Origin of the sequence: Blastococcus mobilis, assembly GCF_900188025.1 — a bacterium.
In the GTDB taxonomy this organism is placed as follows: domain Bacteria; phylum Actinomycetota; class Actinomycetes; order Mycobacteriales; family Geodermatophilaceae; genus Blastococcus_B; species Blastococcus_B mobilis.
Window position 1 is genome coordinate 37,251 of record NZ_FZNO01000012.1, and the last position, 22,199, is coordinate 59,449.

General features: G+C 74.2%; 19 protein-coding genes. 11 read left to right on the top strand and 8 right to left on the bottom strand.

Going from position 1 to position 22,199, the window contains the following annotated elements:
• Window positions 1-66: 66 nt before the first annotated feature.
• The gene (locus CHB94_RS12225) at window positions 67-1,014 is read left to right on the top strand and encodes a hypothetical protein (protein WP_089336848.1); all 948 of its coding nucleotides are present in this window, start codon (window positions 67-69) and stop codon (window positions 1,012-1,014) included.
• A 6-nt stretch (window positions 1,015-1,020) separates the two neighbouring features.
• Here CHB94_RS12225 and CHB94_RS12230 read toward each other — a convergent pair whose 3' ends face one another.
• Window positions 1,021-1,539, bottom strand: a complete 519-nt coding sequence (locus CHB94_RS12230) for a DinB family protein (protein WP_089336849.1) — start codon at window positions 1,537-1,539, stop codon at window positions 1,021-1,023.
• A 159-nt stretch (window positions 1,540-1,698) separates the two neighbouring features.
• On the opposite strand from CHB94_RS12230, the gene CHB94_RS12235 reads away from it, so the two are divergent.
• A complete protein-coding gene (locus CHB94_RS12235) occupies window positions 1,699-1,881 on the top strand; it encodes a hypothetical protein (protein WP_089336850.1) in 183 nt (60 codons plus the stop codon).
• Window positions 1,882-1,927: 46 nt separating this feature from the next.
• Window positions 1,928-2,734, top strand: coding sequence for an SDR family oxidoreductase (locus CHB94_RS12240; protein WP_089336851.1), 807 nt, complete (start codon window positions 1,928-1,930; stop codon window positions 2,732-2,734).
• A 6-nt stretch (window positions 2,735-2,740) separates the two neighbouring features.
• Here the strand turns inward: CHB94_RS12240 and CHB94_RS12245 are convergent, their stop codons facing one another.
• The 3 genes from CHB94_RS12245 to CHB94_RS12255 form a co-directional block, all read right to left on the bottom strand.
• Window positions 2,741-4,138 (bottom strand): FAD-dependent oxidoreductase, encoded by a 1,398-nt coding sequence (locus CHB94_RS12245; RefSeq protein ID WP_089336852.1) that lies wholly within the window; start codon window positions 4,136-4,138, stop codon window positions 2,741-2,743.
• Between the two features lie 81 nt (window positions 4,139-4,219).
• Window positions 4,220-5,149, bottom strand: a complete 930-nt coding sequence (locus CHB94_RS12250; protein ID WP_176445531.1) for a GGDEF domain-containing protein — start codon at window positions 5,147-5,149, stop codon at window positions 4,220-4,222.
• A 67-nt stretch (window positions 5,150-5,216) separates the two neighbouring features.
• Entirely contained in the window at window positions 5,217-6,170 is a 954-nt protein-coding gene (locus CHB94_RS12255; protein WP_089336854.1) for a S1C family serine protease, read from the bottom strand.
• A 122-nt stretch (window positions 6,171-6,292) separates the two neighbouring features.
• Here CHB94_RS12255 and CHB94_RS12260 point away from each other — a divergent pair, with 122 nt between their 5' ends.
• From CHB94_RS12260 to CHB94_RS12275, 4 genes are all read left to right on the top strand, one after another.
• On the top strand, window positions 6,293-8,272 hold the full coding sequence (locus CHB94_RS12260) for an amylosucrase (protein ID WP_089336855.1): 1,980 nt from the start codon (window positions 6,293-6,295) through the stop codon (window positions 8,270-8,272).
• 116 nt (window positions 8,273-8,388) lie between these two features.
• Window positions 8,389-9,552: a carboxylate-amine ligase gene (locus CHB94_RS12265; protein WP_176445532.1), complete on the top strand. Its 1,164-nt coding sequence runs from the start codon at window positions 8,389-8,391 to the stop codon at window positions 9,550-9,552.
• Window positions 9,549-10,844 (top strand): erythromycin esterase family protein, encoded by a 1,296-nt coding sequence (locus CHB94_RS12270; protein WP_176445533.1) that lies wholly within the window; start codon window positions 9,549-9,551, stop codon window positions 10,842-10,844. The genes CHB94_RS12265 and CHB94_RS12270 overlap by 4 nt, the downstream gene beginning before the upstream one ends.
• A 3-nt stretch (window positions 10,845-10,847) precedes the next feature.
• Window positions 10,848-11,582 carry an alpha/beta hydrolase gene (locus CHB94_RS12275; protein ID WP_089336857.1) on the top strand — a complete coding sequence of 245 codons (735 nt, stop codon included), beginning with the start codon at window positions 10,848-10,850 and terminating at the stop codon, window positions 11,580-11,582.
• Here CHB94_RS12275 and CHB94_RS12280 read toward each other — a convergent pair.
• Window positions 11,579-13,003: an NAD(P)/FAD-dependent oxidoreductase gene (locus tag CHB94_RS12280; protein WP_089336858.1), complete on the bottom strand. Its 1,425-nt coding sequence runs from the start codon at window positions 13,001-13,003 to the stop codon at window positions 11,579-11,581. The genes CHB94_RS12275 and CHB94_RS12280 overlap by 4 nt on opposite strands.
• 120 nt (window positions 13,004-13,123) lie before the next feature.
• Here CHB94_RS12280 and CHB94_RS12285 point away from each other — a divergent pair, with 120 nt between their 5' ends.
• Window positions 13,124-13,798, top strand: coding sequence for an alpha/beta fold hydrolase (locus CHB94_RS12285; RefSeq protein ID WP_089336859.1), 675 nt, complete (start codon window positions 13,124-13,126; stop codon window positions 13,796-13,798).
• An 89-nt stretch (window positions 13,799-13,887) separates the two neighbouring features.
• Here CHB94_RS12285 and CHB94_RS12290 read toward each other — a convergent pair whose 3' ends face one another.
• Entirely contained in the window at window positions 13,888-15,384 is a 1,497-nt protein-coding gene (locus CHB94_RS12290) for a xylulokinase (protein ID WP_254920596.1), read from the bottom strand.
• 92 nt (window positions 15,385-15,476) lie between these two features.
• Here CHB94_RS12290 and CHB94_RS12295 point away from each other — a divergent pair, with 92 nt between their 5' ends.
• Window positions 15,477-16,763 carry an ROK family transcriptional regulator gene (locus CHB94_RS12295; protein WP_254920597.1) on the top strand — a complete coding sequence of 429 codons (1,287 nt, stop codon included), beginning with the start codon at window positions 15,477-15,479 and terminating at the stop codon, window positions 16,761-16,763.
• Window positions 16,764-16,815: 52 nt separating this feature from the next.
• Entirely contained in the window at window positions 16,816-17,976 is a 1,161-nt protein-coding gene (gene xylA / locus CHB94_RS12300; RefSeq protein WP_089336861.1) for a xylose isomerase, read from the top strand.
• Between the two features lie 187 nt (window positions 17,977-18,163).
• Here the strand turns inward: xylA and CHB94_RS12305 are convergent, their stop codons facing one another.
• Both CHB94_RS12305 and CHB94_RS12310 read right to left on the bottom strand, forming a co-directional pair.
• Window positions 18,164-18,670, bottom strand: coding sequence for a hypothetical protein (locus tag CHB94_RS12305; RefSeq protein ID WP_089336862.1), 507 nt, complete (start codon window positions 18,668-18,670; stop codon window positions 18,164-18,166).
• A 219-nt stretch (window positions 18,671-18,889) separates the two neighbouring features.
• Entirely contained in the window at window positions 18,890-20,488 is a 1,599-nt protein-coding gene (locus CHB94_RS12310; RefSeq protein WP_303395985.1) for a DEAD/DEAH box helicase, read from the bottom strand.
• Between the two features lie 376 nt (window positions 20,489-20,864).
• On the opposite strand from CHB94_RS12310, the gene CHB94_RS12315 reads away from it, so the two are divergent.
• The gene (locus CHB94_RS12315) at window positions 20,865-22,193 is read left to right on the top strand and encodes an MFS transporter (RefSeq protein WP_254920598.1); all 1,329 of its coding nucleotides are present in this window, start codon (window positions 20,865-20,867) and stop codon (window positions 22,191-22,193) included.
• Window positions 22,194-22,199: the final 6 nt, after the last annotated feature.

A 22,199-nucleotide genomic window follows, 5' to 3' on the forward strand; every position in this document is an offset into this window, starting at 1 on the left:
CTACGAACTGGCGGTGATCGCAGCTGATCACCACCAGTTCGTCGCATCCGATGCGGAGGCGCTGCCATGGATCTCGACGAGGTGGCCGACGAGCTGTACGAGGTGCCGCCGGAGGAGTTCATCGCTCTCCGCGCGGCTCGCCAGGACGAGGCGCGGGCCGGCGGTGACAAGGTGCTGGCCACGGCGATCGGGACGCTGCCCAAGCCGTCGACCGCGGCCTGGGTGAGCAACCTGCTGGTGCGTGCGCAACGGCCCGAGATCGAGGGCCTCGTCGAGCTCGGGGGGCTGCTCCGGGAGGCGCAGGAGAACCTGGCCGGCGACCAGATGCGGGCGCTGAGCTCCCAGCGCTCCCAGTTGGTCAGCGCACTCACCCGCCAGGCGTCCGCCCTCGCCCGGGAGCGCGGTCGCCGGATCAGCAGCGCCATCGCCGACCAGGTGGAGGAGACGCTGCGCGCCGCGATGGCCGACCCCGAGGCGGGGGAGGCGCTGCTCACCGGCCGGCTCACCTCGCCGATGTCCTACAGCGGCCTGGGGACGACGGTGTCGCGACCGGACCTCCAGCTCGTCCGGCCCCCGGTGGTGGAGCGCACGCCGCGGCCCGCGGCCACCCCGCAGCGCCCCGCGGCCGACGAACGCAAGCGGGCCCGGGAGCGGCAGCGGGCGGAGGAGCGCCGCGCGGAGGAGGCGCGACGCCGGCGGGAACTGGCGGAGGCCCTCCGGGCCGCCGAGGAGGCCGCGGACCTGGCCGCGGAGGCTCAGGCAGCGGCCGAGGACGAACGGCAGCGGATCGACGAACTGGAAGCGCGTCGAGCGTCCCTGGAGTCCCGGGTCGCCGAGCTCGCCGACCAGCTCGCTCGTGCCGAGGGCGAGGTGACCGAGGTCTCCGCGCAGCTGAAGAGGGCCGAGCGACGGCGGAAGAGCGCCGAGCACGAGGCGGCCGAGGCGGTGGTCGCCCGTGAGCGCGCCCGCGCCCGGGTGGAGGAACTCGGTGGCAGCGCACCCGATGGAAGCTGACGAGGTTCAGCCCATCGTCTTCTGACCGTCGAGGGATTCCCGGACGATGTCGGCGTGCCCGGCATGCTGGGCGGTCTCGGCGACGATGTGGAGGAAGACCCGGCGGGCGGAGCGGACGGCGCCCGGCTGGAACCACGGTGCCTCCGGCAGCGGGTGCGAGGCGTCCAGGTCGGGGAGGGTGTGCACCAGCTCGTCGGTGCGCCGCGCGACGTCCTCGTAGTGGGCCAGGACGCCGGCGAGCGTCTCACCGGGCAGCAGCCGGAACTCCTCCGCCCACTTCTCGAACCCCGCCGGGTCGGTCGGCGTGGCCATCGCCTGTGTTCCCTCGACGATGAACCGGGCCCAGTTCGCCTCCTGGTGGGCGACGTGCTTTACCAGCCCGCCCAGGGTGAGCTCGCTGGCGGTGGTCCGCTGCCGCGCCTGGTCGTCGGTGAGCCCGCGCACCGTGTGCCGCAGGAAGTGCCGGTGCGCCGCCAGGGTCTCCAGCAGGTCGGCCCGCTCGCCGGTGAGGGTGGTGCTCGTCATCGCTGCCTCCCGATGCGTCCCCGTGGGTCCGAACCGGACGGTAGGGGCGGGCAGTGACATCCGGGCCGATCGGCATCCGGCGATGACCTCGGCGCCGAAGAAGGGTCATACCCACGACCTAACGTGCGGCGTGCAGACGCCGATCGTGAGGAGGCCGTCATGAGCCCGACCGGTACCAGCCTCGACCAGCTCGACCACGACATCTCGGTCGCCTACATCGCTCTCGGCGTGGCCCGGTCGTCCTACACCCGCTGCCCGTCGGCCGAGAACGCGCGCCGGGTGGACGAGGCGGAGGGCGCCGTCGACCGCCTGCTGGACGAGCGGTTCGCCGCGCAGCGGTGACCGCCGCCGGCCTGCGGGGCCCCGAAGCCCTCCCTAGCCTGTCCGCATGACCGGGAGCACGGGGCGCGTCGCGATCATCACCGGCTCCGAGTCGGGTATCGGCCGGGCGATCGCCGTGGCTCTGGCGGAGCAGGGCTGCGACGTCGGCATCACCTGGTACCGCGACGAGGCGGCAGGGCAGGCGACCGCCGAGGAGGTGCGATCCCTCGGCCGGCGCGCGGAGGTCCGCCACCTCGACCTCACCCGGCTGCCGCAGGCCGCAGACGTCGTCGACGAGCTGGCCGAGTCCCTCGGCGGGGTCGACGTGCTGGTCAACGATGCGGGCACCGGGCACGTGACCCCGTTGCTGGACCTCGACCTGGCCACCTGGCGGACGGTGCTGGCCACGGACCTGGACGGGGCCTTCCTCTGTCTGCAGCGCGCCGCCCGGCGGATGGTCGCCGCCGGCCGTGGTGGGCGGATCGTGAACATCACCAGCGTCCACGAGCACCAGCCTCGCGTGGGCGCCGCCGCGTACTGCGCGGCGAAGGGCGGCCTGGGGCTGCTCACCCGGGTCGCCGCGATCGAGCTGGCCGAGCACGGCATCACCGTCAACGCGGTCGCGCCGGGGGAGATCGCCACGCCGATGACCGGCCAGGAGGACGAGGACCCGACCGGTCCCGGACACGAGCGCCCCGGTGTCCCGCTGCGGCGGCCCGGCGACGCCCGCGAGGTCGCCGCGGTCGTGGCCTTCCTCGCCTCCGCCGCCGCCGGCTACGTCACCGGGGCATCGTGGGCCGTGGACGGCGGCATGCTGCAGATGGGCCCGATGGCCGGCTCGCACCTCGACAGCGACGACTGGCGCCGGCCCTGAGCCGGCTCACGCGGTGAGCAGGTCCAGCAACGCGGCGCGGTCGGGACCGGGGGAGGGCCGTGGGGCCGCGTCCCCGTGCCGCTCGATGCCCGCCTGGACGGCCGGTCGGCTCAGGACGTCGCGCGGGAAGGTGAGGCAGGTGACGATCTCCAGCAGTCCCCGGTACACGTCGGGGTCGTACATCGCCGCGCTCTGGAACCGGATCATGAGCGGGTCGGGCGGGGCCGGCGGGATCCCCTGGCGGATGGCGTCCATCTCCGCGGCGCGGGCCCGGTCCGCTCTGACCTGGCTCCAGTAGAACGGGGCAACCACGGCGTCGGTCCGCTCCTCGTAGACCCGGGCGAGCGTCACGGGGTCGTCGAGGTGGCCGGCCACCGCCCGGCGAAGAAGTTGGGCCTGGGCGAGCCCGACCGACAGGCCACGGCCGGCCGACGGGTTGGTGCACGCCCAGGCGTCCCCCACCTGGACCACACCGGTCACCACCGGTTCGCCGTCCACGACGAGCCGCCGGTAGCAGTCCACGACGCCGGCCATGGCGAGGACGCCGGTGATCGGGCGACCGTCGAGCCAGTGCGCCTGCCTCGGGCAGGCGGCCACCACGCGGTCGAAGACCTCGGGGTTCCGCAGGGCCTTCAGCGGGGTGTCCCTGCTGAGCCCGAGGATCGTCAGCGACCAGGTGCCGTTGTCGCCCTCCAGCGTCAGGATCGAGAAGCTGCCCATGGGCGTCAGCGCGGCACGCGTCCGGCGCGGCGGCGTGGGCCCGGTGAAGTAGCGCGAGTAGTACACGAGGCTGCTCGTGTCGGACTCGACCTGCGGCGGACGCGCTCCCAGGGCAGCCAGCCAGTCGACCACGGGCGTGCGCCGGCCCATCGCGTCCACGACGAGATCGGCGGTGAGCTCCTCTCCGGAGGCGGTGCGCACGCCTGCGGCATGCGGGACGCCGGGGCTCGCCGACGGCCCGGACACGAGCCCGGCGAGCTTGACCCCTCTGCGCACGGTCAGTCCCGGCTGCTCCTCGGCGGCGCTCGCGACCACGGACTCGAGCACCGGCCGGCGGGCGGTGACGAACCGGATGCGGTCGTCGCCGGGGCGCGAGGCGCGATCGGTCAGCGTGGGCGGCATCGTCTCCAGGCTGTCCACCCAGACGCCGCCCGCGGCCACGAGCCGGTCCATCAGCCCGGGCAGCTCCGCGTCGCTCACCTCGCGGAACCGGGAGAACAGCGTGTGCGGCTGGTGGAACTGGGCGACTCCGGTGCGCCGCCAGGACGACCAGGCCTCCGCCGGCGTCCCCGGTGCGCGGTCCGGATCCCCCTCGAGCACAGTGACCTCGTGGCCGTCGCGCGCCAGCATCATGGCGGTGCACAGGCCGATGACGCTCCCACCGCACACGATCACCGATGCCATGGGGGCCTCCCGGCGACGGACCTGGCTCCGATCGGCCGACCGTGGCAGGCGGCAGCGCCCCGGGACAGGGTCGTGCGGCCTTCAGGCGGTGCGGCCGCCGCGCTTCTGCAGGTAGAGGTCGGCGTCCGCGCGGGCCAGGACGGCGGGCAGGGTGTCGCCGGGTCGCATGGTCGCGATGCCGACCGACCAGGGGAAGGCGTGGGTCGTCCCCAGCTGGCGCAGGATCTCCTGGGCGCCGCCCTCGTCGGTGGCCGGGAGGCGCAGGAGGAATTCATCGCCGCCGTATCGGCCCAGCAGGTCGGACTCCCGGAGCCGGGCCGTCCAGCCGGCGGTGAGGTCGCGCAAGAGCGCGTCGCCGGCGCCGTGCCCGTCGCGGTCGTTGACCTCCTTGAAGCCGTCGAGGTCGAGGATCGCGACGCTGAGCGGCTCGCCCGTGCGCTCGGCGCGGGCCAGGTGCCGCGCCGCTTCGGTCTCCCACGCCCGGCGGTTCGCCACGCCGGTGAGCGGGTCGGTGGTGGCGGCCCTGCGCAGGTTCCGGGCGAGCCGACCGTGCGCCTCGGTGAGCGCGACGACCGACACCACGATCGGCGCCCAGGAGGCGGCGAACACATCGGGCTCCGCGGCGACGGCTCCGGCCGTTGCCAGGACGACGAGGAGCGCGGCGTGCAGCCGGGCCGCCGGCAGGTCGAAGAAGTGGGCGGCGAACAGGCCGACGGCGATCAGTGCGGGTCCCAGGCCGACGATCCCGATGGCGGTCACCGACTGCCAGGCGAGGAGCGCGACCAGCACGCCGGCCAGAGCCACGGCGGAATGCATCATCCAGTCGCGCAGGCGGAAGCGGAGGCACCAGATCAGCACCCCGCCGCCGAGCCCGGTCGCCGCGAGCACCCACAACAGTCCCACCGGGGTGTCGCGGTGCATCGGCCAGCGTGTCGAGCTCAGGCACAGCACCCCGCTGACGCCGTACAGCACCGCCAAGAGCAGGGCCGGCGTGCGCCGATCGACAAGCATGCGCGTCATCCTGCACGCCGATCTCCGGCACCCCGGAGCGCAGCCACCCGGGGGAGTGGCGCGTCGTTCAGCCTCCGGTGAGCTCGCTCGGCACGGTGATCACGTCGACCATCGCGCCCCGCCGGTGCACGGTCATCGGCAGCGGCCGCCCGATCGCCTCGGCGAAGAGGAGCCGCTGGAGGCTCTGCGCATCCGCGACCGGGCGCCGACCGGCCTCCAGGACGAGGTCGCCGGCCTTGAGCCCGGCCCGGTCCGCCGGGGCGCCCGGAACGACGTCCACGATCCGCAGCCCCCGCCGCCGGCCGGTGCGCTCGGCCAGCGCGGCCGGGAGCGGCGCCGGCGTGCTCACCAGGCCGAGGTAGGCGCGGCGCACCCGCCCGTCGGCGACCAGCGTCTCGATGATCCGCCGGCTGGTGTCGTTGATCGGCACCGCCAGACCCAGGCCCCAGCCGGCGACGGCGGTGTTGATGCCGACGACGCGGGACGAGGCGTCGGCCAGCGCCCCGCCGCTGTTCCCCGGGTTGAGTGCGGCGTCGGTCTGGATCACGTCCTCGACCACCCGCGCCGTTCGCCCGTCCCTGGTCGGCAACGACCGGCCCAGTCCACTCACCACGCCCGCCGTGACCGACCCGGTCAGCCCCAGGGGATTGCCGACGGCGACGACGAGCTGGCCCACCCGCAGCGTGCCGGCGTCCCCCAGCTCCGCCGGCGGCGGCGTCTCGCCGCGCGCCCGCACCACCGCCAGGTCGGACAGCGGATCGGCGCCGACCACCACGACGTCGGCCTCGCTGCCGTCGCTGAACACCGCCACCCCGCGGGCCGCCCGGGAGACCACGTGCGCGTTGGTGAGCAGCAGGCCGTTCCCGCTGACGACGACCGCCGAGCCGGCCCCGCCCCGCCCGTCCCGGCCCGTCACCTGGAGGGCGGCGACGTGCGGGGTGAGATCGGCGGCGACCGCGGTCACGATCCGGGAGTACGCATCGAGCGCCGGCTCGGTCGCGGGTTCGGGTGCCACGCTCATCGGGCCCTCCTGATTACCGGCTTACGGAGACCAGTGAACGCCTTTCCGGGGCCGGACGGCAGCTCTCATGCCCTGGGCGAACAACGCCCCGATACTGGGCCGATGATCGGGCGCGGGCACCGGTGACCACGTCGGACGCCGGCCGGCGCCGGGCTGCCGACGCGGCGTGGCAGGCGCTGCGCCCCTCGCTGACCGACGACGCCGTCACCGCCCTCGGCGGAGACGAGGCCGACGCCTTCCTCACCCGGGTCGAGGTCGCGCTCGTCGACGTCCACGAGCCCCTGGCTGTCCTGTACGGCGAGCGGGGCGACGTCGACACGCTCTTCGAGCAGGCGCTGCGGACGGCGCTGGCCGCGGCGGCCGAGCGTCCCGAGCGCCTGCGGCGCCTCGACCGTCGCCGGGAGATCGACCCCGGCTGGTTCCAGCGGGCCCGGATGCAGGGCTACGTCTGCTACGTCGACCGGTTCTGCGGCTCGCTCCGCGAGCTCCCCGGGAAGCTGGACTACCTGGGCGAGCTCGGCATCACCTATCTGCACCTGATGCCACTGCTCCAGCCCCGTCCCGGGGAGAACGACGGCGGTTACGCCGTCGCCGACTACCGCGCCGTCGACCCCCGGCTCGGGACGATGGCCGACCTCGAGGACGTGGCCCGCGCCCTGCACGACCGGGAGATGAACCTGTGCATCGACCTGGTGCTCAACCACACCGCGCGCGAGCACGACTGGGCCCGAAGCTGGCTGGCCGGCGATCCCGCGTACGCGGGCTTCTACACCGCCTTCCCGGACCGCACGATGCCCGACGCCTACGACGCGACCATCCCCGAGGTCTTCCCGGACCGGGCGCCCGGATCGTTCAGCTGGGTGCCCGAGGCGTGCGACGGTGCCGGCGGGTGGGTGTGGACGACCTTCTGGCCCTACCAGTGGGACCTGGACTACACGAACCCGGCGGTCACTCTGGCGATGCTGGGGGAGATCACCTGGCTGGCCAACCGTGGCGTCGACGTGTTCCGGATGGACGCCGTGCCGTTCATGTGGAAGCGCCTGGGTACCAGCTGCCAGAACCAGCCGGAGGGTCACACCCTCCTGCAGCTGCTGCACGCGCTGACCCGGCTGGCGGCTCCGGGCGTCGTCTTCAAGGCCGAGGCGATCGTCTCGCCGGAGGACCTGGTGCCCTATCTCGGGGGCCACGACCGGTACCGCCCCGAGTGCGAACTGGCCTATCACAACCAGCTCATGGTGCTGAGCTGGAGCAGCCTCGCCACCGGGGACGCCCGGCTGGCCGCGCACGCCCTGCGCCGCATGCGGCCCGTCCCCCCGAGCACGTCGTGGGTGACGTACGTGCGGGGGCACGACGACATCGGCTGGGCGATCAGCGACGCGGACGCGGCCGCCGTGGGCGTCAGCGGTTTCGGGCACCGGCGCTTCCTCAACGACTTCTTCAGCGGACGCTTCCCGGGTTCCTTCGCGCGGGGTGCGCTCTTCCAGGAGAACGAGGCCACCGGCGACGCCCGCATCTCCGGTTCCACCGCGTCGCTGTGCGGCATCGAGGACGCCCTCGAGCGGGGGGACGGCGCGGCGCTGGACGCCGGTGTCCGACGGTTGGTCCTGCTGTACTCGGTGATGTACGCCTACGGCGGGATCCCGCTGGTCTACATGGGCGACGAGCTGGCGCTGCGCAACGATGCCGCCTACCTCACCGACGCCGAGCGGGCGCCGGACAACCGGTGGATGCACCGCCCGCCGATGGACTGGGAGGCCGCGGCTCGCCGGTCGGACCCCAGCACCCTGGAGGGCCGGGTGTTCGGCTGGCTGCGGCGGCTCGGGGAGGCGCGGCGGTCGCTGGTGTCGCTCCGCGGCGGGGTGGAGTCCGACGTCCTGGACGCCGGGAACGAGGCGGTGCTCGCCTGGCGGCGCAGGCATCCCCGCGGCGGGGCCTTCGTCGCCGTGGCGAACGTCAGCGCGCAGGCACAGACCGTGGACGCCGACACCGTGACCGGTTTCGGCACCTACCGCGAGGTGATCAGCAGCGATGGGCCGCTCGGCATCTCGGGTGGGCGCCTGCTGCTGCCGGCACTGGGCTTCGCCTGGTTCGCCGAGCCCTGAGCGGGGTGCGGCGCCGGGGCGCAGGACCTACCGTCAGGAGCACGGCTGGCCCTCAGTCGCCCCCGCGTCCGGGGAGGCCGGCGACCATGACGTCGCCTCGCTGCACAGGAGCGCGCGTGGAGGTGGAGCCCTCCCGGCGACCGACCGCACCGCGGCCCGTCCCGACGTCCGCGCCGGCAGGCGCCACCTTCGGCGTCGAGGAGGAGTTCCACCTCGTCGATCCCGACACATACCGGCTGACCCGCAGCCCGGCCCTCGCCGCGGCCGTGCTGCGCCACGAGGCGGGCCGGCACCTGCACGCCGAGATCACCACCACGCAGCTGGAGTCGGCGACCGACATCTGCCGGACCCTGGCGGAGCTGCGTGCCGAGCTCGTCACCACGCGCGCCGAGGCGGCCGGCGCCGCCGCCCGGGCCGGCGTGCGGATCCTCGCCGCATCGACCCATCCGTTCGACAGCTGGCAACAGCAGGACATCACCCCGGTACCGCGGTACGAGGCGATGGTCGACCGGTGGGCCGGTCTGGCGCTGCAGCAGGACATCTGCGGCTGTCACGTGCACGTGGGCGTGCCCGACCTGGAGACGGCTGTTGCGGTGATGGACCGGGCCCGCCCCTACCTGCCCGTGCTGCTGTCCATGACCGGCAGCTCGCCGTTCCACGACGGCGTCGACACCGGGCACGCCAGTTACCGCACGATGTGGTGGTCGCGGTGGCCGACCACGGGGCCGCCGGAGTACCTGGGCAGCGCCGACCGGTTCCACGAGGTTGTCACCGGCCTCGTCGCCTCCGGCGTGGTCGCCGACGCCTCCCACCTGTACTGGGACCTGCGCCCCTCCTACCACCTGCCCACCCTGGAGTTCCGGCTCGCCGACGTGTGCACGGAGGTCGACGACGCGGTGCTGCACGCGGCCCTCGCCCGATCGCTGGTGCGGGTGCTGGCCGCGCGCGCCGAGCGGGGCGAGCCGTGCCCGCGACCGCGGGCCGAGCTGCTGCGGGCGGCGCGGTGGCGGGCAGCCCGATACGGGCTGGAGGGAGAGCTGTTCGACCCGCTGCGCTGCGATCTGATCCCGGCGCGGGTGGCCGTCCGACGGCTCCTGGCCGAGCTCCAGGACGACCTGCGCGCCCGCGACGAGTGGGATGTCGTCGTCGAACTGGTGGAACGGCTCTTCGTCCGGGGTACCTCGGCGTCGCGGCAGCGGAGGACCTGGCTGCGCACCGGTGACTGGCGGGAGGTGGCCGCCGGCATCGTTCGCGAGGGCACCGCATGGGAGAACCGATGACCGGGCGAGTGGACGACGACATGCGGGCCCTGGCCCGCCCGCTGCGTGACGCGAAGGACCTGGATCCCCTGCTCGAGCGGATCGGCGACGCTCGGATCGTGGCGGTGGGCGAGGCCAGCCACGGCACGCACGAGTACTACGCCTGGCGGGCCGCGCTGACCCGCCGACTGATCGAGGAGCGCGGCTTCGCGTTCGTGGGGGTCGAGGGCGACTGGCCCGACTGCTACCGGGTCAACCGCAGCGTGAGACTCCGGGAGGGCGCGGACGAGGACCCGCGTGATGCGCTCGACGCCATGGAGCGCTGGCCGACCTGGATGTGGGCCAATGAGGACGTGGTCGAGTTCTGCCGGTGGCTGCGGGAGTTCAATGCCGGGCGACCGGAGCACCAGCGGGTCGGCTTCTACGGTCTCGACGTGTACAGCCTCTGGAACTCGATGCACGAGCTGATCGGCTGGCTGCGGGAGCACGAACCGGAGCACGTCGACCGGGCGGTGCAGGCGCTGCGGTGCTTCGAGCCGTTCGGTGAGGACGGCGCCGAGTACGCCTTCGCGAGCCGGTTCGCGCCCACCTCGTGCGAGCAGGCCGTGGTCGGGCTGCTGCACGACCTCGTCGAGGTCCACTGCAGGAAGGAGTACGCCGGGGACCCGGAGGGCCGCTTCTCGGCCGAGCAGAACGCCGCCGTCGTCGCCGCCGCCGAGCGCTATTTCCGCGCGATGCTGCTGGGCTCCGTGGAGTCCTGGAACGTCCGCGACGTGCACATGGTGGACACGCTGGACCGGCTGCTGGAGAACACCGGGGGCAAGGCCGTCCTCTGGGAGCACAACACCCACATCGGCGACGCCCGGGCCACGGACATGGCCGGCGCCGGCATGGTCAACGTCGGCCAGCTGCTGCGCGAGCGGCACGGTGCGGACGACGTGGTCCTCGTCGGTTTCGGCGGCTTCCAGGGCGCCGTGATCGCCGGCGAGCAGTGGGGCGGGCAGATGCGGCCCATGCCCGTACCGCCGGCCCGCTCCGGCAGCCTCGAATCGATGATGCACGCTGCCCTCGGGGAGGACGCGTTGTTCGTCCTTCCGCGCAGTGGAGGGCCCGAGTGGCTGAGTCGCCGGCTGGACCACCGGGCGATCGGCGTCGTCTACCGGCCCGAGCGGGAACGGTGGGGCAACTACGTGCCCACCGTGCTCGGCGAGCGCTACGACGCCTTCCTCTACCTGGAGGACACCTCACCGCTGCAGCCGCTGCACCTGGAACGGGCGGAGGAGCACGTCCCGCCCCTCGCCCACGCGGTCTGAGCCGTGGCCGTCCCCCGGTGGGCAGCCGACGGGCGTCTGGTCAGCCGCCCGTCGGCCCAGCCGGCCGGCGTGCCGCTGCCCGCCGGAGTGCACGAGCTGTCCCTGGGGCCGCAGGCCGCCGCGCTGCTCGCCGTCCCGCCGGGGGAGGCCCTCGCCCGCCCGCTGCTGGTCTTCCTCCACGGCGCGGGCGGTGCCGCGGAGCAGAGCCTGGCGGCCGTCGGGGGCATCGCGGCGGAGCGCGGGGTGCTCGTGCTGGCCCCGACATCGGTCGCCGCGACGTGGGACCTCATCGCCGGCGGGCTGGGCCGCGACGTCGCCGTCCTCGACGCTGCCCTGGCCGACGTGTCGGAACGGGCCGCGGTCAGCCGCGTCGCTGTCGGTGGCTTCTCCGACGGCGCCTCGTACGCGCTCTCACTGGGTGTGGCCAACGGCGACCTGTTCGACGCGGTGCTCGCGTTCTCCCCGGGGTTCGTCGCACCGCCCGGCCTGGAAGGGCACCCGCGGATCTGGATCTCCCACGGCACCCACGACCGGGTCCTGCCGGTGGAGCGCTGCGGCCGGCGGGTGTCGGCCGACCTGGCGGCGGCCGGGTACGACGTCGCCTACGACGAGTTCGACGGCGGGCACGTGGTGACCCCGGACCTGGTCACCGCCGCGCTGGACTGGTGGCTGAACGAGGACCCCGCTGCCCCCCACCGCTCGCCAGCTCGGGGCGGGCCCCTGCAGCGCGGCCGTTAGGCGGATTCGCGGCCGGTGAGGTCCTCGTCGTGGGGAGCGGTCTTGAGGCCTCCGGTCTTGGACGCCTCGAACTGCGGCCCGACGTTCTCCAGTGCCAACCGGCCGAACACCTGCTGCTGGGTGGCCACCCGCTGCGACCGGCCGCGGCCGAGGAAGCTGACCAGCCAGTGCAGGACCGTCGTCACCCGGCTCTTGAACCCGACGATGTAGAAGAGGTGGAGGGCCAGCCACATCACCCAGGCGATGAAGCCCTCGAACTTCAGCTTCCCGAGGTCGACGACGGCGTGGAACCGGGAGATCGTCGCCATCGAGCCCTTGTCGTGGTACTCGAACGGGCCCAGCGGCGCCTTGCCGGCGAGCCGGCGCTGGATCTGGTCGGCCGAGTAGCGGGCGCCCTGGATGGCCACCTGGGCCACCCCCGGCAGCCGGTTCAGCGCCATCATGTCGCCGACGACGTGCACCTCGGGGTGGCCGGGCAGCGTGAGATCGGGCTGCACCGCGATGCGCCCGGCACGGTCCACCTCGGCGCCCGACTGCTCGCCGAGGATCCGGGCCAGCGGGCTGGCCTGCACACCGGCGGCCCAGATCTTGGTGGCGGCGTTGATCCGGCGGACCTGTCCGTCGGCGTCCTTGATCTCGATGCCGTTGGCGTCGACGTCGGTGACCATGGCGCCGAGCTGCACCTCGACGCCGCTCTGGTTGAGCTGGCGGCGCGCGCGTTCGCCGAGCTTCTCGCCGAACGACGGCAGGACGGCGGGTGCGGCGTCCAGCAGGATCACGCGGGCGGTGGTGGGGTCGATGCGCCGGAAGTCCCGACGCAGCGTCCGGTGGGCGAGCTCGGCGATCTGGCCGGCCATCTCCACGCCGGTGGGGCCCGCGCCCACGACGACGAAGGTGAGCAGCCGGTCGATCTCGGCCTGGTCCTCGGCCAGCTCGGCCAGCTCGAAGGCGCCGAAGATGCGGCCTCGGAGCTCGAGGGCGTCGTCGATGCTCTTCATCCCGGGCGCGAACTCCGCGAACCGGTCGTTGCCGAAGTAGGACTGGCCGGCCCCGGCCGCGACGATCAGCTCGTCGTAGGGGTGCACGGTGGTGCGCCCCAGCACCGTGGAGGTGACGGTGCGCGCGGTGAGGTCGATGTCGACGACCTCACCGAGGACGACGCGGACGTTCTCCTGCCGCCGCAGGACCTCACGGGTCGCGGGCGCGATCTCGCCCTCGGAGAGGATGCCGGTCGCCACTTGGTAGAGCAGCGGCTGGAAGAGGTGGTGGCTGGTCTTGCCGATCAGGGTGATGTCGACATCGGCGCGGCGCAGCCGCCGGGCGGCGAACAGGCCGCCGAAGCCGGAGCCGATGATGACGACTCGCGGGCGGCCGCCGGAGGACGGGCGGACGGCGGAGACACGCGCTGGTGAAGTCGTCATGATGATTCATCCTTCCACTTCGGGCCTCGCCGCCCCGGGGCGAGCCAGGGCGGTTTCCTGCGATCCACGACACACTCTGCCGGGTTCGTGGCTCTTGCCGGGGGCGGGTACACCGTCGGAATGCCTGTGACCCCGCGTCAACCCCCTGTCCGGTTCGTCCTCGTACCCGGCCTCGGGCTCGACGAACGCTCGTCGCGACGGCTGCGCACCCACCTGCCCGCGACGGTGGTGCCCCTGCCGGGCATGGGGCTGGCGGCGCCCGTCCCGTCGCTGGAGGTGCTGGCCGACCGGTTGCTCGAGCGGATGGGGGAGGGGCCGGTGGTGCTGGTCGGTCACTCGCAGAGCTGCCAGGTGGCCGCCGTGGCCGCGGCGCGGGACGCCCGCGTCGTCGCCGTCGTCCTGCTCGGGCCGACGACCGATCCGCGACTCCGGTCGCGGCGCGGGCTGGTCCGGCACTGGCTGGCGACGGCGTTCCGCGAGCCCTGGTGGCAGGTGCCGCTGATCGCTGCCCAGTGGTGGCGCACCGGGCCACGCGCGATGGCTGCGCTCTGGCGGGTCGCCGCCCCGGACGACACCGACCGGCGGCTGCGCGACGTCCGGGTGCCGGTCACGGTCGTGCGCGGCACCCGCGACCGGCTCTGCCGGCACGACTGGGCCGCCCGGCTGGTGGCGGCGGCACCGCGGGGCCGTCTGACCGAGCTGCCGGGGGCCGCGCACATGACGCCGCAGACCCACCCGGACGCGGTGGCCGCCGTGTTGCGGTCCCTTGATCCGGCCCCGTCCGGAGGCTGGTGACGTGCTGGGGCGGCTTCCCTGCAGGCCCGCCGTGGCCCCGTCCCGGGGCCCGCCCTGAGCTTGCGAAGGGTGGGGAGGACGGGGTCCTCTTACTGCCCGTCGGTGCGGCCGCGCACCTGGGCGTACCGCTCCCGTACGCCGGGTGTCGGCGCGGACTCGAACCTCTGGAGCCCGGGCAGCGCCCACTCGGGGGGTGCGGCGGCGCCGGACAGCACCCAGGCCGCCTGGCGGGCGGCGCCGTCGGCGACGTACTCACCCGGCGACGGCACCAGGACAGGGCGCCCGAAGATCCCGGGGGCCAGCTGCTGGACGGCAGGGGAACCGGCGGCCCCGCCGATCAGCAGCACCCGGTCCACGGCGACCCCCTGGGCCACGACGGCCTCGATCCCGTCGGCCAGACCGCACAGCAGACCCTCGACCGCGGCTCGCGCGAGGTGAGCGGGGGTGGCCGTCCGCAGCGTCAGCCCGTGGACGGCGCCGGTCGCGCGGGGGAGGTTCGGCGTGCGCTCGCCCTCGAGGTAGGGGACCAGGACCAGGCCCTCTGCTCCCGGAGGAGCCGACAGCGCCAGGTCCGACAACCGCGCGTGGTCGACGCCGAGCATGGTCGCGGCCGCATCGAGCACCCGGGCGGCGTTCAGCGTCGCCACCAGGGGAAGGTGGTTGCCGGTGGCGTCGGCGAACCCGGCGACGGTGCCGGTCACGTCGGCCACGGCCGTGGTGCTGACCGCCGAGACCACGCCGGAGGTGCCGATCGAGACGATGACGTCGCCGGGACGGGCGGCGAGTGCCAGCGCCGCGGCGGCGTTGTCCCCGGTGCCGGGTCCCAGCACCGCCGACGTCCCGGCGAGAACGCCCACCTGCTCGGCGGGTCCGGCGACACGCGGGACCGCCGGGCGGCGACCACGCATCGCCAGTTCCAGCAGGTCGAGGCGGTACTCCCCGGAGCGGGCCGACCAGTACGCGGTGCCGCTGGCGTCGCCGCGGTCGGTGACGAGGGTGCCCGGGCCGCGCTCGGCCGACAGTCGCCAGGTCAGCCAGTCGTGCGGAAGGCAGACGGCGGCGGTGCGGTCGGCGTTGCCCGGTTCGGCGTCGGCCAGCCAGCGCAGCTTGGCCGCGGTGAAGGAGGCCACCGGCACCAGCCCGACGGCGTCGGCCCAGGCCTGCCGTCCGGTCGCCTCGTCGCCGTCGCCGAGCTCGGCGATGAGGTCCGACGCGGCGCCCGCGGACCGCACGTCGTTCCAGAGGAGTGCGTCGCGCACGACGGTGCCGTCGTCGTCGAGGCAGACCATGCCGTGCTGCTGGCCACCGATCGACAGGGCGGCGACGTCGGCCAGCCCTCCGGCGGCGTCCGCCGCGGCGGTGAAGGCGGCCTCCCACGCGCGCGGGTCGACCTCGGTGCCCGCGGGGTGCGGGGCGCGACCGGACCGGACCGGCGCGCCGGTCTCGGCATCGCGGACGACCACCTTGCAAGCCTGCGTGGAGGTGTCGACGCCGGCGACGAGGGTCCGGGCCGGCGTCATCGCGGGGCCGGGGTGGGAGACGGCACGGGCGGACTGTAGCCACGGTCGGGCCCGACCGGCGGGCATGCGCCCTTGACCACACGGCCCTCACGCCCCTAATTTGTCGCCGCAATCGACTAATCGTCGAGGGCAGCGATCGCGGAAGGTGGGGCGCCGCCGTGTTCGAGGAACGCCGGCTGTACGACGGTGCGGTCGGCCGGAGGCAGGCGCCGGCCGATCAGGCCGCCGTCCGCCGCAGCAACCTCGGGCTGGTCCTGCGGCACCTGCGCGACGCCGGCCCGCGCTCCCGCGCCCGGATCGCCCAGGACACCGGCCTGAACAAGGCGACCGTGTCCAGCCTGGTCGCCGAGCTCGCCGACCGCCGGCTGATCACCACCGGTGACGTGGACCGCGCCGGCGCCGTGGGGCGGCCGGGGCTGATCGTTCATCTCGACGGCCGTGGCGTCTGCGGCATCGGGGTGGAGCTCAACGTCGACTACGCCGCGATCCTGGTCCTGGACCTGCGCGGCGAGGTGCTGTTCGAGCACCGGGTGGCGCTCGACGTCCCTGAGCTCGGCCCGGAGCGGACGCTCGACGAGGTGGCCCGGTTGGTGAACGAAACCCTCGAGGCGGCGGCGAGGGATGTGGTCCCGGTCGGGCTGACCGTCGCGATCCCCGGTCTGGTCCGCAGTGTCGACGGCGTGGCCGGCTACGCGCCCAACCTCGGCTGGCGCGACGTGCCGGTGCGCGAGGGGTTGCGCGCCCGGGTGGGCCTCGACTGCCCGATCCGGGTGGAGAACGACGCGAACCTGTCCGCGATCGCCGAGTGGGCGATGGGTCCCGAGGCCCGGACGCCGGACCTCGTCTACCTGACCGGTGAGGTGGGGGTCGGTGGCGGCGTGATCGTGGACGGCCGGCTGCTGCGCGGGGCCGGCGGGCTCTCGGGCGAGGTGGGGCACACCGCGCTGGGCGATCCCGACCTCGTGTGCGGCTGCGGCCGGCGTGGCTGCTGGGAGACCGTCGTGGGACTCAGCGCGCTCCTGCGGGCCGCCGCCGACCCGGGGGACCCGGTCCACGACCACGGTCGCGACCTCGAGACCCGCCTGGCCGAGATCGCCGCCCGTGCCGACGCCGGCGACCGGCGGTCGCTCGACGCCCTGCACCGCGTCGGCACCGGCCTGGGCACCGGGGCCGCCGTCCTGATCAACCTGTTCAACCCGCAGGTCGTGCTGCTGGGCGGCTACTTCGCCGTCCTCGGCCGGTTCCTGCTGGAGCCGATGGCTGCCGAGCTCCGTGCCCGGGTGTTCGCCCCCGACCTGGCCGATGCCCGCATCGTGCTGTCCACCCTGGGGTTCACCGCGGCCGTCCGGGGTGGCGCGTACGTCGCCCTCGAGTCGGTCTTCGACGACCCGACCCTCATACCCGTCGACGCCGCCATGGACCCCGCCCCGGCGGCCGGGTCGTGACGCCGAGCGCTTTCCGTGCGCGCCACCGATCGATCCGGATGGAGACCCCCGCATGAGCGACTACACCCCGACCAAGGACGACAGGTTCAGCTTCGGCCTCTGGACCGTGGGCTGGCAGGGCGTCGACGTCTTCGGTGGTCCGGTACGGCCGCCGCTGGACCCGGTGGAGGCGGTGCACCGGCTCGCCGAGCTCGGCGCCGCGGCGATCACGTTCCACGACGACGACCTCGTGCCCGACGACGCGACCCGCGCGGCGACCCTCGAGCGGTTCACGAAGGCCCTGGCCGAGACCGGCATGGGCGTGGAGATGGCCACCACCAATCTCTTCGGCGCCCCGGTCTTCAAGGACGGCGGCTTCACCGCCAACGATCGCGCCGTCCGCCGGTACGCGATCGCGAAAGTGCTGCGCAACATCGACCTGGCCGCCGAGCTGGGCGCGGAGACCTACGTGCTGTGGGGTGGCCGGGAGGGAGCGGAGTCCGGCGGCAGCAAGGACGTCGCCGCCGCGCTCGACCGCTACAAGGAGGCCCTCGACATCCTCTGCGGCTACGTCCGCGAGAAGGGCTACGACCTCCGGTTCGCCCTGGAGCCCAAGCCCAACGAGCCGCGCGGCGACATACTGCTGCCGACCATCGGCCACGCGATTGCCTTCATCGACGAGCTCGACGAACCCGACCGCGTCGGACTCAATCCCGAGGTCGGGCACGAGGAGATGGCCGGGCTGAACTTCGCGCAGGGCATCGCCCAGGCGCTGTGGCACGGCAAGCTCTTCCACGTCGACCTCAACGGCCAGCACGGGCCGCGCTTCGACCAGGACCTCCGCTTCGGCGCGGGCAACCTGCGCGGCGCCTTCTGGACCGTCGACACCCTGCTGGGCGGCGGATCGGGCAACGCCTACGACGGCTACCTGCACTTCGACTACAAGCCCCCGCGGACCGAGGACATCGACGGCGTCTGGGAGACCGCTCGGGCGTGCATGCGCAACTACCTGATCCTCAAGGAGAAGGCGCAGGCGTTCCGGGCCGACCCGGAGGTGGCCGCGGCGCTGGAGGCGGCGCGCGTCGGCGAGCTCGCCGTCCCGACGCTGGGGGAGGGGGAGTCCCTGGACGCGCTGCGCGCCGAGCCGGTCGACCCGCAGGCGCTCGGGGAGCGAGGCCTGCAGTTCGAGCGGCTCGACCAGCTCGCGATGGAGCACCTGCTCGGCGTGCGCTGAGTCCGGACCTGGCGAGGGATCGGGTCGGCTACCGGCAGGCGGCCGTCTGGGTCACCGAGGAGGAGTTCGACGCGATGGTGGCCGACCTGGCAGCCGTCCTGCAGGCGCGCATGGCCCACGGGCCGGACGGCGAGCGCCGACGCCGGCTGGTCACCACCGTGCACCTGCCGGCCGACCGAGCCCGGCGTCACCGGGAGGTGCGACGTGCCTCCCGGGCGGCCTGCCTGGCCTGCTTCCTCGCCAGCTTGTTCGCCTTCGTGACCGTGACCCTGGGCCGGCGCTCGATGAGCCCGCGGGTCATCAGGCCGATCCCGATGCCGACCAGCCAACTGTCCTTGGCGATGGACAGGCCCTGCTCGGTCGGGGCGAGGCTGCCCGGCTTCCGCATGCCCGGCGTCCTCAGGTAGAGCCCGAGGAGCCCGCTGGAGAAGGCGGTCAAGGCGGCCCCGGCGACGAAGGTGGGCACGAACGGCGTGAGCAGCGCGGCGCCCAGGACGATCTCGGTGGTCGCCAGTCCCTGCACGAACTGCTGCGGGGGCACCGACTTGAGGAACGGATAGGTGCCGGCGGCGAAGCCGTGCACGCCGGCCGCGGTCTCCGCGTCGGCGCCGCGCTTGCTGAGCCCGCTGTTGAGGATGAACGCGCCGGCGGAGATGCGCGGAGCGATCTCGGACAGGGTGATGGGCAGACCCATGGAGGTACCTCGCTGTTGGTCGGGAAGGCTCGTCCAGAGGCTTCAGCGGATGGTCGTTCGTCGGGCTCAGTGCCCATCGGCCCGTCGGCCAATCGTCGGCTCGGCAAGACCTCGTCCCGGTGAAGGACCCCGGACGGCCTGGCGGGGTGGCCGGCGTCGACCGGTCGGCAGCGGCCCTCGTCGCCGCGGTCCGCGCCCGCCACCCCTCTCCCGCTGGCGTCAGCGGCCGCCGCGGCGGGAGCGGGCGCTGAAGGAGGCGGCCGACGACGAACCGGCGCGAGCGGCGAGCTCGGCGCGGGTGCGTGCCGGGCCGCTCGACCGGCCGGAGCCCCCGCGGGCGCCGCTCGAGGAGTTCCCGTTCGAGGAACCGGTCGACGAGCCGCCACCCGAGCCGCCGCGACGGCGACGGCCGCCGCCCTGACCCTGCGGCTGCGGTTCGGGGGCCGGCGCCGGCTCGACGTAGGGGGCGGCCGGCCCGGTCAGCGCCGCGATCTCCGGGGCACCCGGACCGACGGCGCTCACCTTCGGGCTGATGCCGGCCTGCCGGGCGAGCGTGCGGACCTCGCCGGCCTGGTCGGGCGTGGAGACGGTGACCACGGCGCCCTCCGCACCGGCTCGGGCGGTGCGGCCCGAGCGGTGCAGGTAGGCCTTGTGCTCGGCCGGCGGGTCGACGTGCACGACGAGGGCGACGTCGTCGACGTGGATGCCGCGGGCGGCGATGTCGGTGGCGCAGAGCACGCGGCTGGCCCCGGTGGTGAACGCCTCGAGGTTGCGCTCACGGGCGTTCTGGCTGAGGTTGCCGTGCAGGTCGACCGCCGGGATGCCCTGGGCGGTGAGCTGCTTGGCGAGCTTCTTGGCCTGGTGCTTGGTGCGGGTGAACAGCACGCTGCGACCCAGGCCGGAGGCGAGCTGGCGGACGACCTCGGCCTTGTCGGCGTTCTGCACCTGCAGGACGTGGTGGGTCATGGTGCTGACCGGGGCCACGGCCGGGTCGACCGAGTGCGTGATCGGGTCGGACAGGTAGCGCTTGACGAGGACGTCGACGCCGTTGTCCAGGGTGGCCGAGAAGAGCAGCCGCTGGCCGACCTTGGGGGTGCGGTCCATCAGGCGCTTGACGCCGGGCAGGAAGCCCAGGTCGGCCATGTGGTCGGCCTCGTCCAGGATCGTGATCTCGACGGCGCCCAGGTCGCAGTGGCCCTGGCCGATGAGGTCCTCGAGCCGGCCGGGACAGGCGATCAGCACGTCGATGCCGCCGGCGAGGGCGTGCACCTGCGGGTTCTGGCCGACGCCGCCGAAGATCGTCGTCGTCCGCATGCCGAGGGCGCGGGCCATCGGGTCGACGACCGCGGCGACCTGGTTGGCCAGCTCGCGGGTCGGGACGAGGATCAGCGACCGCGGCCGCTTGGGCAGCCGCTTGCTGTCCGACGCGGCGAGGCGCGCGACCAGCGGGATGCTGAAGGCCAGGGTCTTGCCCGAGCCCGTGCGGCCGCGACCGAGCACGTCACGGCCGCCGAGGCTGTCGGGCAGCGTCGCGACCTGGATCGGGAACGGCGCGGTGATGCCGCTGCCCGTGAGCACCTCCACGAGGGGGGCGGGGACGCCGAGGGCCTCGAAAGTGGTGTCGGTGGGGAGGACGGTGGCGTCACTGCCGATCGGCACGACGGCGGGCGCCGGGACGACCGGCGCGGTGGGGGCCGGGTGCTGGGTGTGCTGCTGCTCGCCGGTGGGGCGGGCACCCCGGCCGCGGCCGCCGCGACGACGCCGGGGGCGGTCGTCGGCGTTGCTGTGGGTGGACGGGGAGACGTTCTGCGAAGTCATCGGTTCCTCGACGCTCGAGTGGCCGCACGACGACCTCGGCGGAAGCGAGCGCGGGCGCACCTGCGCGGTGGGCAGGGCGGGCTCACATCGTCGCGAGACGTCGGACAGCCGGGCGCACCTCGGTGGCGCAGCCTCAGCCCGACGTCGTTTCCTGCCGCTCCGGATGAGCGAGGGCGGCGCCGGTACACCTCACTCAACCAGAGATCGACGCAGCGTGTGCCCACTGACGCGGAGTCCCCGGTCACATCGGGTGAGCGCCGCCTCACGGCCGAAGTGGCCACCATGGCCGCTCCGGCGGCGGTGGTGGCCGGATATCGGCGGTATCCGGCCGACCTGCTCGTCCCGTCCCGGGTGCCCGCAGGCCATGCTGGTCGCCGTGACCGCGCTCGACCAGCCCGCCGCGTCGCCCACGCACCGCATCCATCCCGCCTGGTGGGTGGCCGCGGTGACGTTCCTGGCGCTGGTCGGCGCCGCCGCGTTCCGGGCCGTGCCCGGCGTCCTGATCGACCCGCTGCGCGAGGAGTTCGGCTGGTCGGTCTCCACGATCTCGGCCGCCGTCGCGGTCAACATGGCGCTGTACGGACTCACCGCGCCGTTCGCCGCGGCGCTGATGGAGCGGTTCGGCATCCGCCGCGTCGTCATGTCCGCGCTGCTCGTCGTCGCCCTGGGCAGCGGCCTGACCGTCTTCATGACCGCGAGCTGGCAGCTGCTCCTGCTGTGGGGCGTGCTGGTCGGGCTCGGGACCGGGTCGATGGCGCTGTCGCTGGTGGCGACGGTGACCGGCCGCTGGTTCGTGGCCCGGCGAGGACTGGTCTCGGGGATCCTCACCGCCGGTGGCGCGGCCGGGCAGCTGATCTTCCTGCCCCTGGTGGCCTGGGTGGACTCCGTGTGGGGATGGCGGGCGGCCTCCCTCGGCACGACCGCGGCCGCCCTCGCCGTCCTCCCGCTGGTGGCCTGGCTGCTGCGGGACCGGCCTCGCGACCTCGGCGTCGTCCCGTACGGGGGGACGGCGGCAGACGACGTCGACCCCGTGCGCACCGGTGCCGCCCGCGCGGCGGTCCAGGGACTGGTCGTCGCGGCGCGGTCCCGCCCGTTCTGGCTGCTGGCCGTCGGCTTCTTCATCTGCGGGATGTCGACCAACGGGCTGGTGCAGCCGCACTTCATCCCGGCCGCGCACGACCACGGCATGCCGGTGACGACGGCGGCGGGCCTGCTCGCGGTCGTCGGTCTCTTCGACATCGCGGGCACGATCTTCTCCGGCTGGCTCACCGACCGGGTCGACCCGCGGGTGCTGCTGCTGGCCTACTACGGCCTGCGCGGCCTCTCGCTGTTCGCGCTGCCGACCCTGTTCGGGCCCGACCTGCACGTCAGCATGATCGCGTTCATCGTCTTCTACGGCCTGGACTGGGTGGCCACCGTGCCGCCGACGCTGGCGCTCTGCCGCGAGCACTTCGGCGCCCGCGCACCGGTCGTCTTCGGGTGGGTGTTCGCCTCCCACCAGCTCGGCTCGGCGGCGGCGGCGTTCGGCGGTGGCGTCATCCGCGACGTCACCGGCTCCTACGACCTGGCGTGGTTCCTCGCCGGCGGGCTGTGCATGGTCGCCGCGGCCGCGTCGATCGCCATCCGCCGGAACCCGCCGCCGCCTCCCGAGACTGCGCTCCCGACCGACCCCCAGGAGGCCGCAGCCGCCCAGGCCCACGGCTGAGCGGTG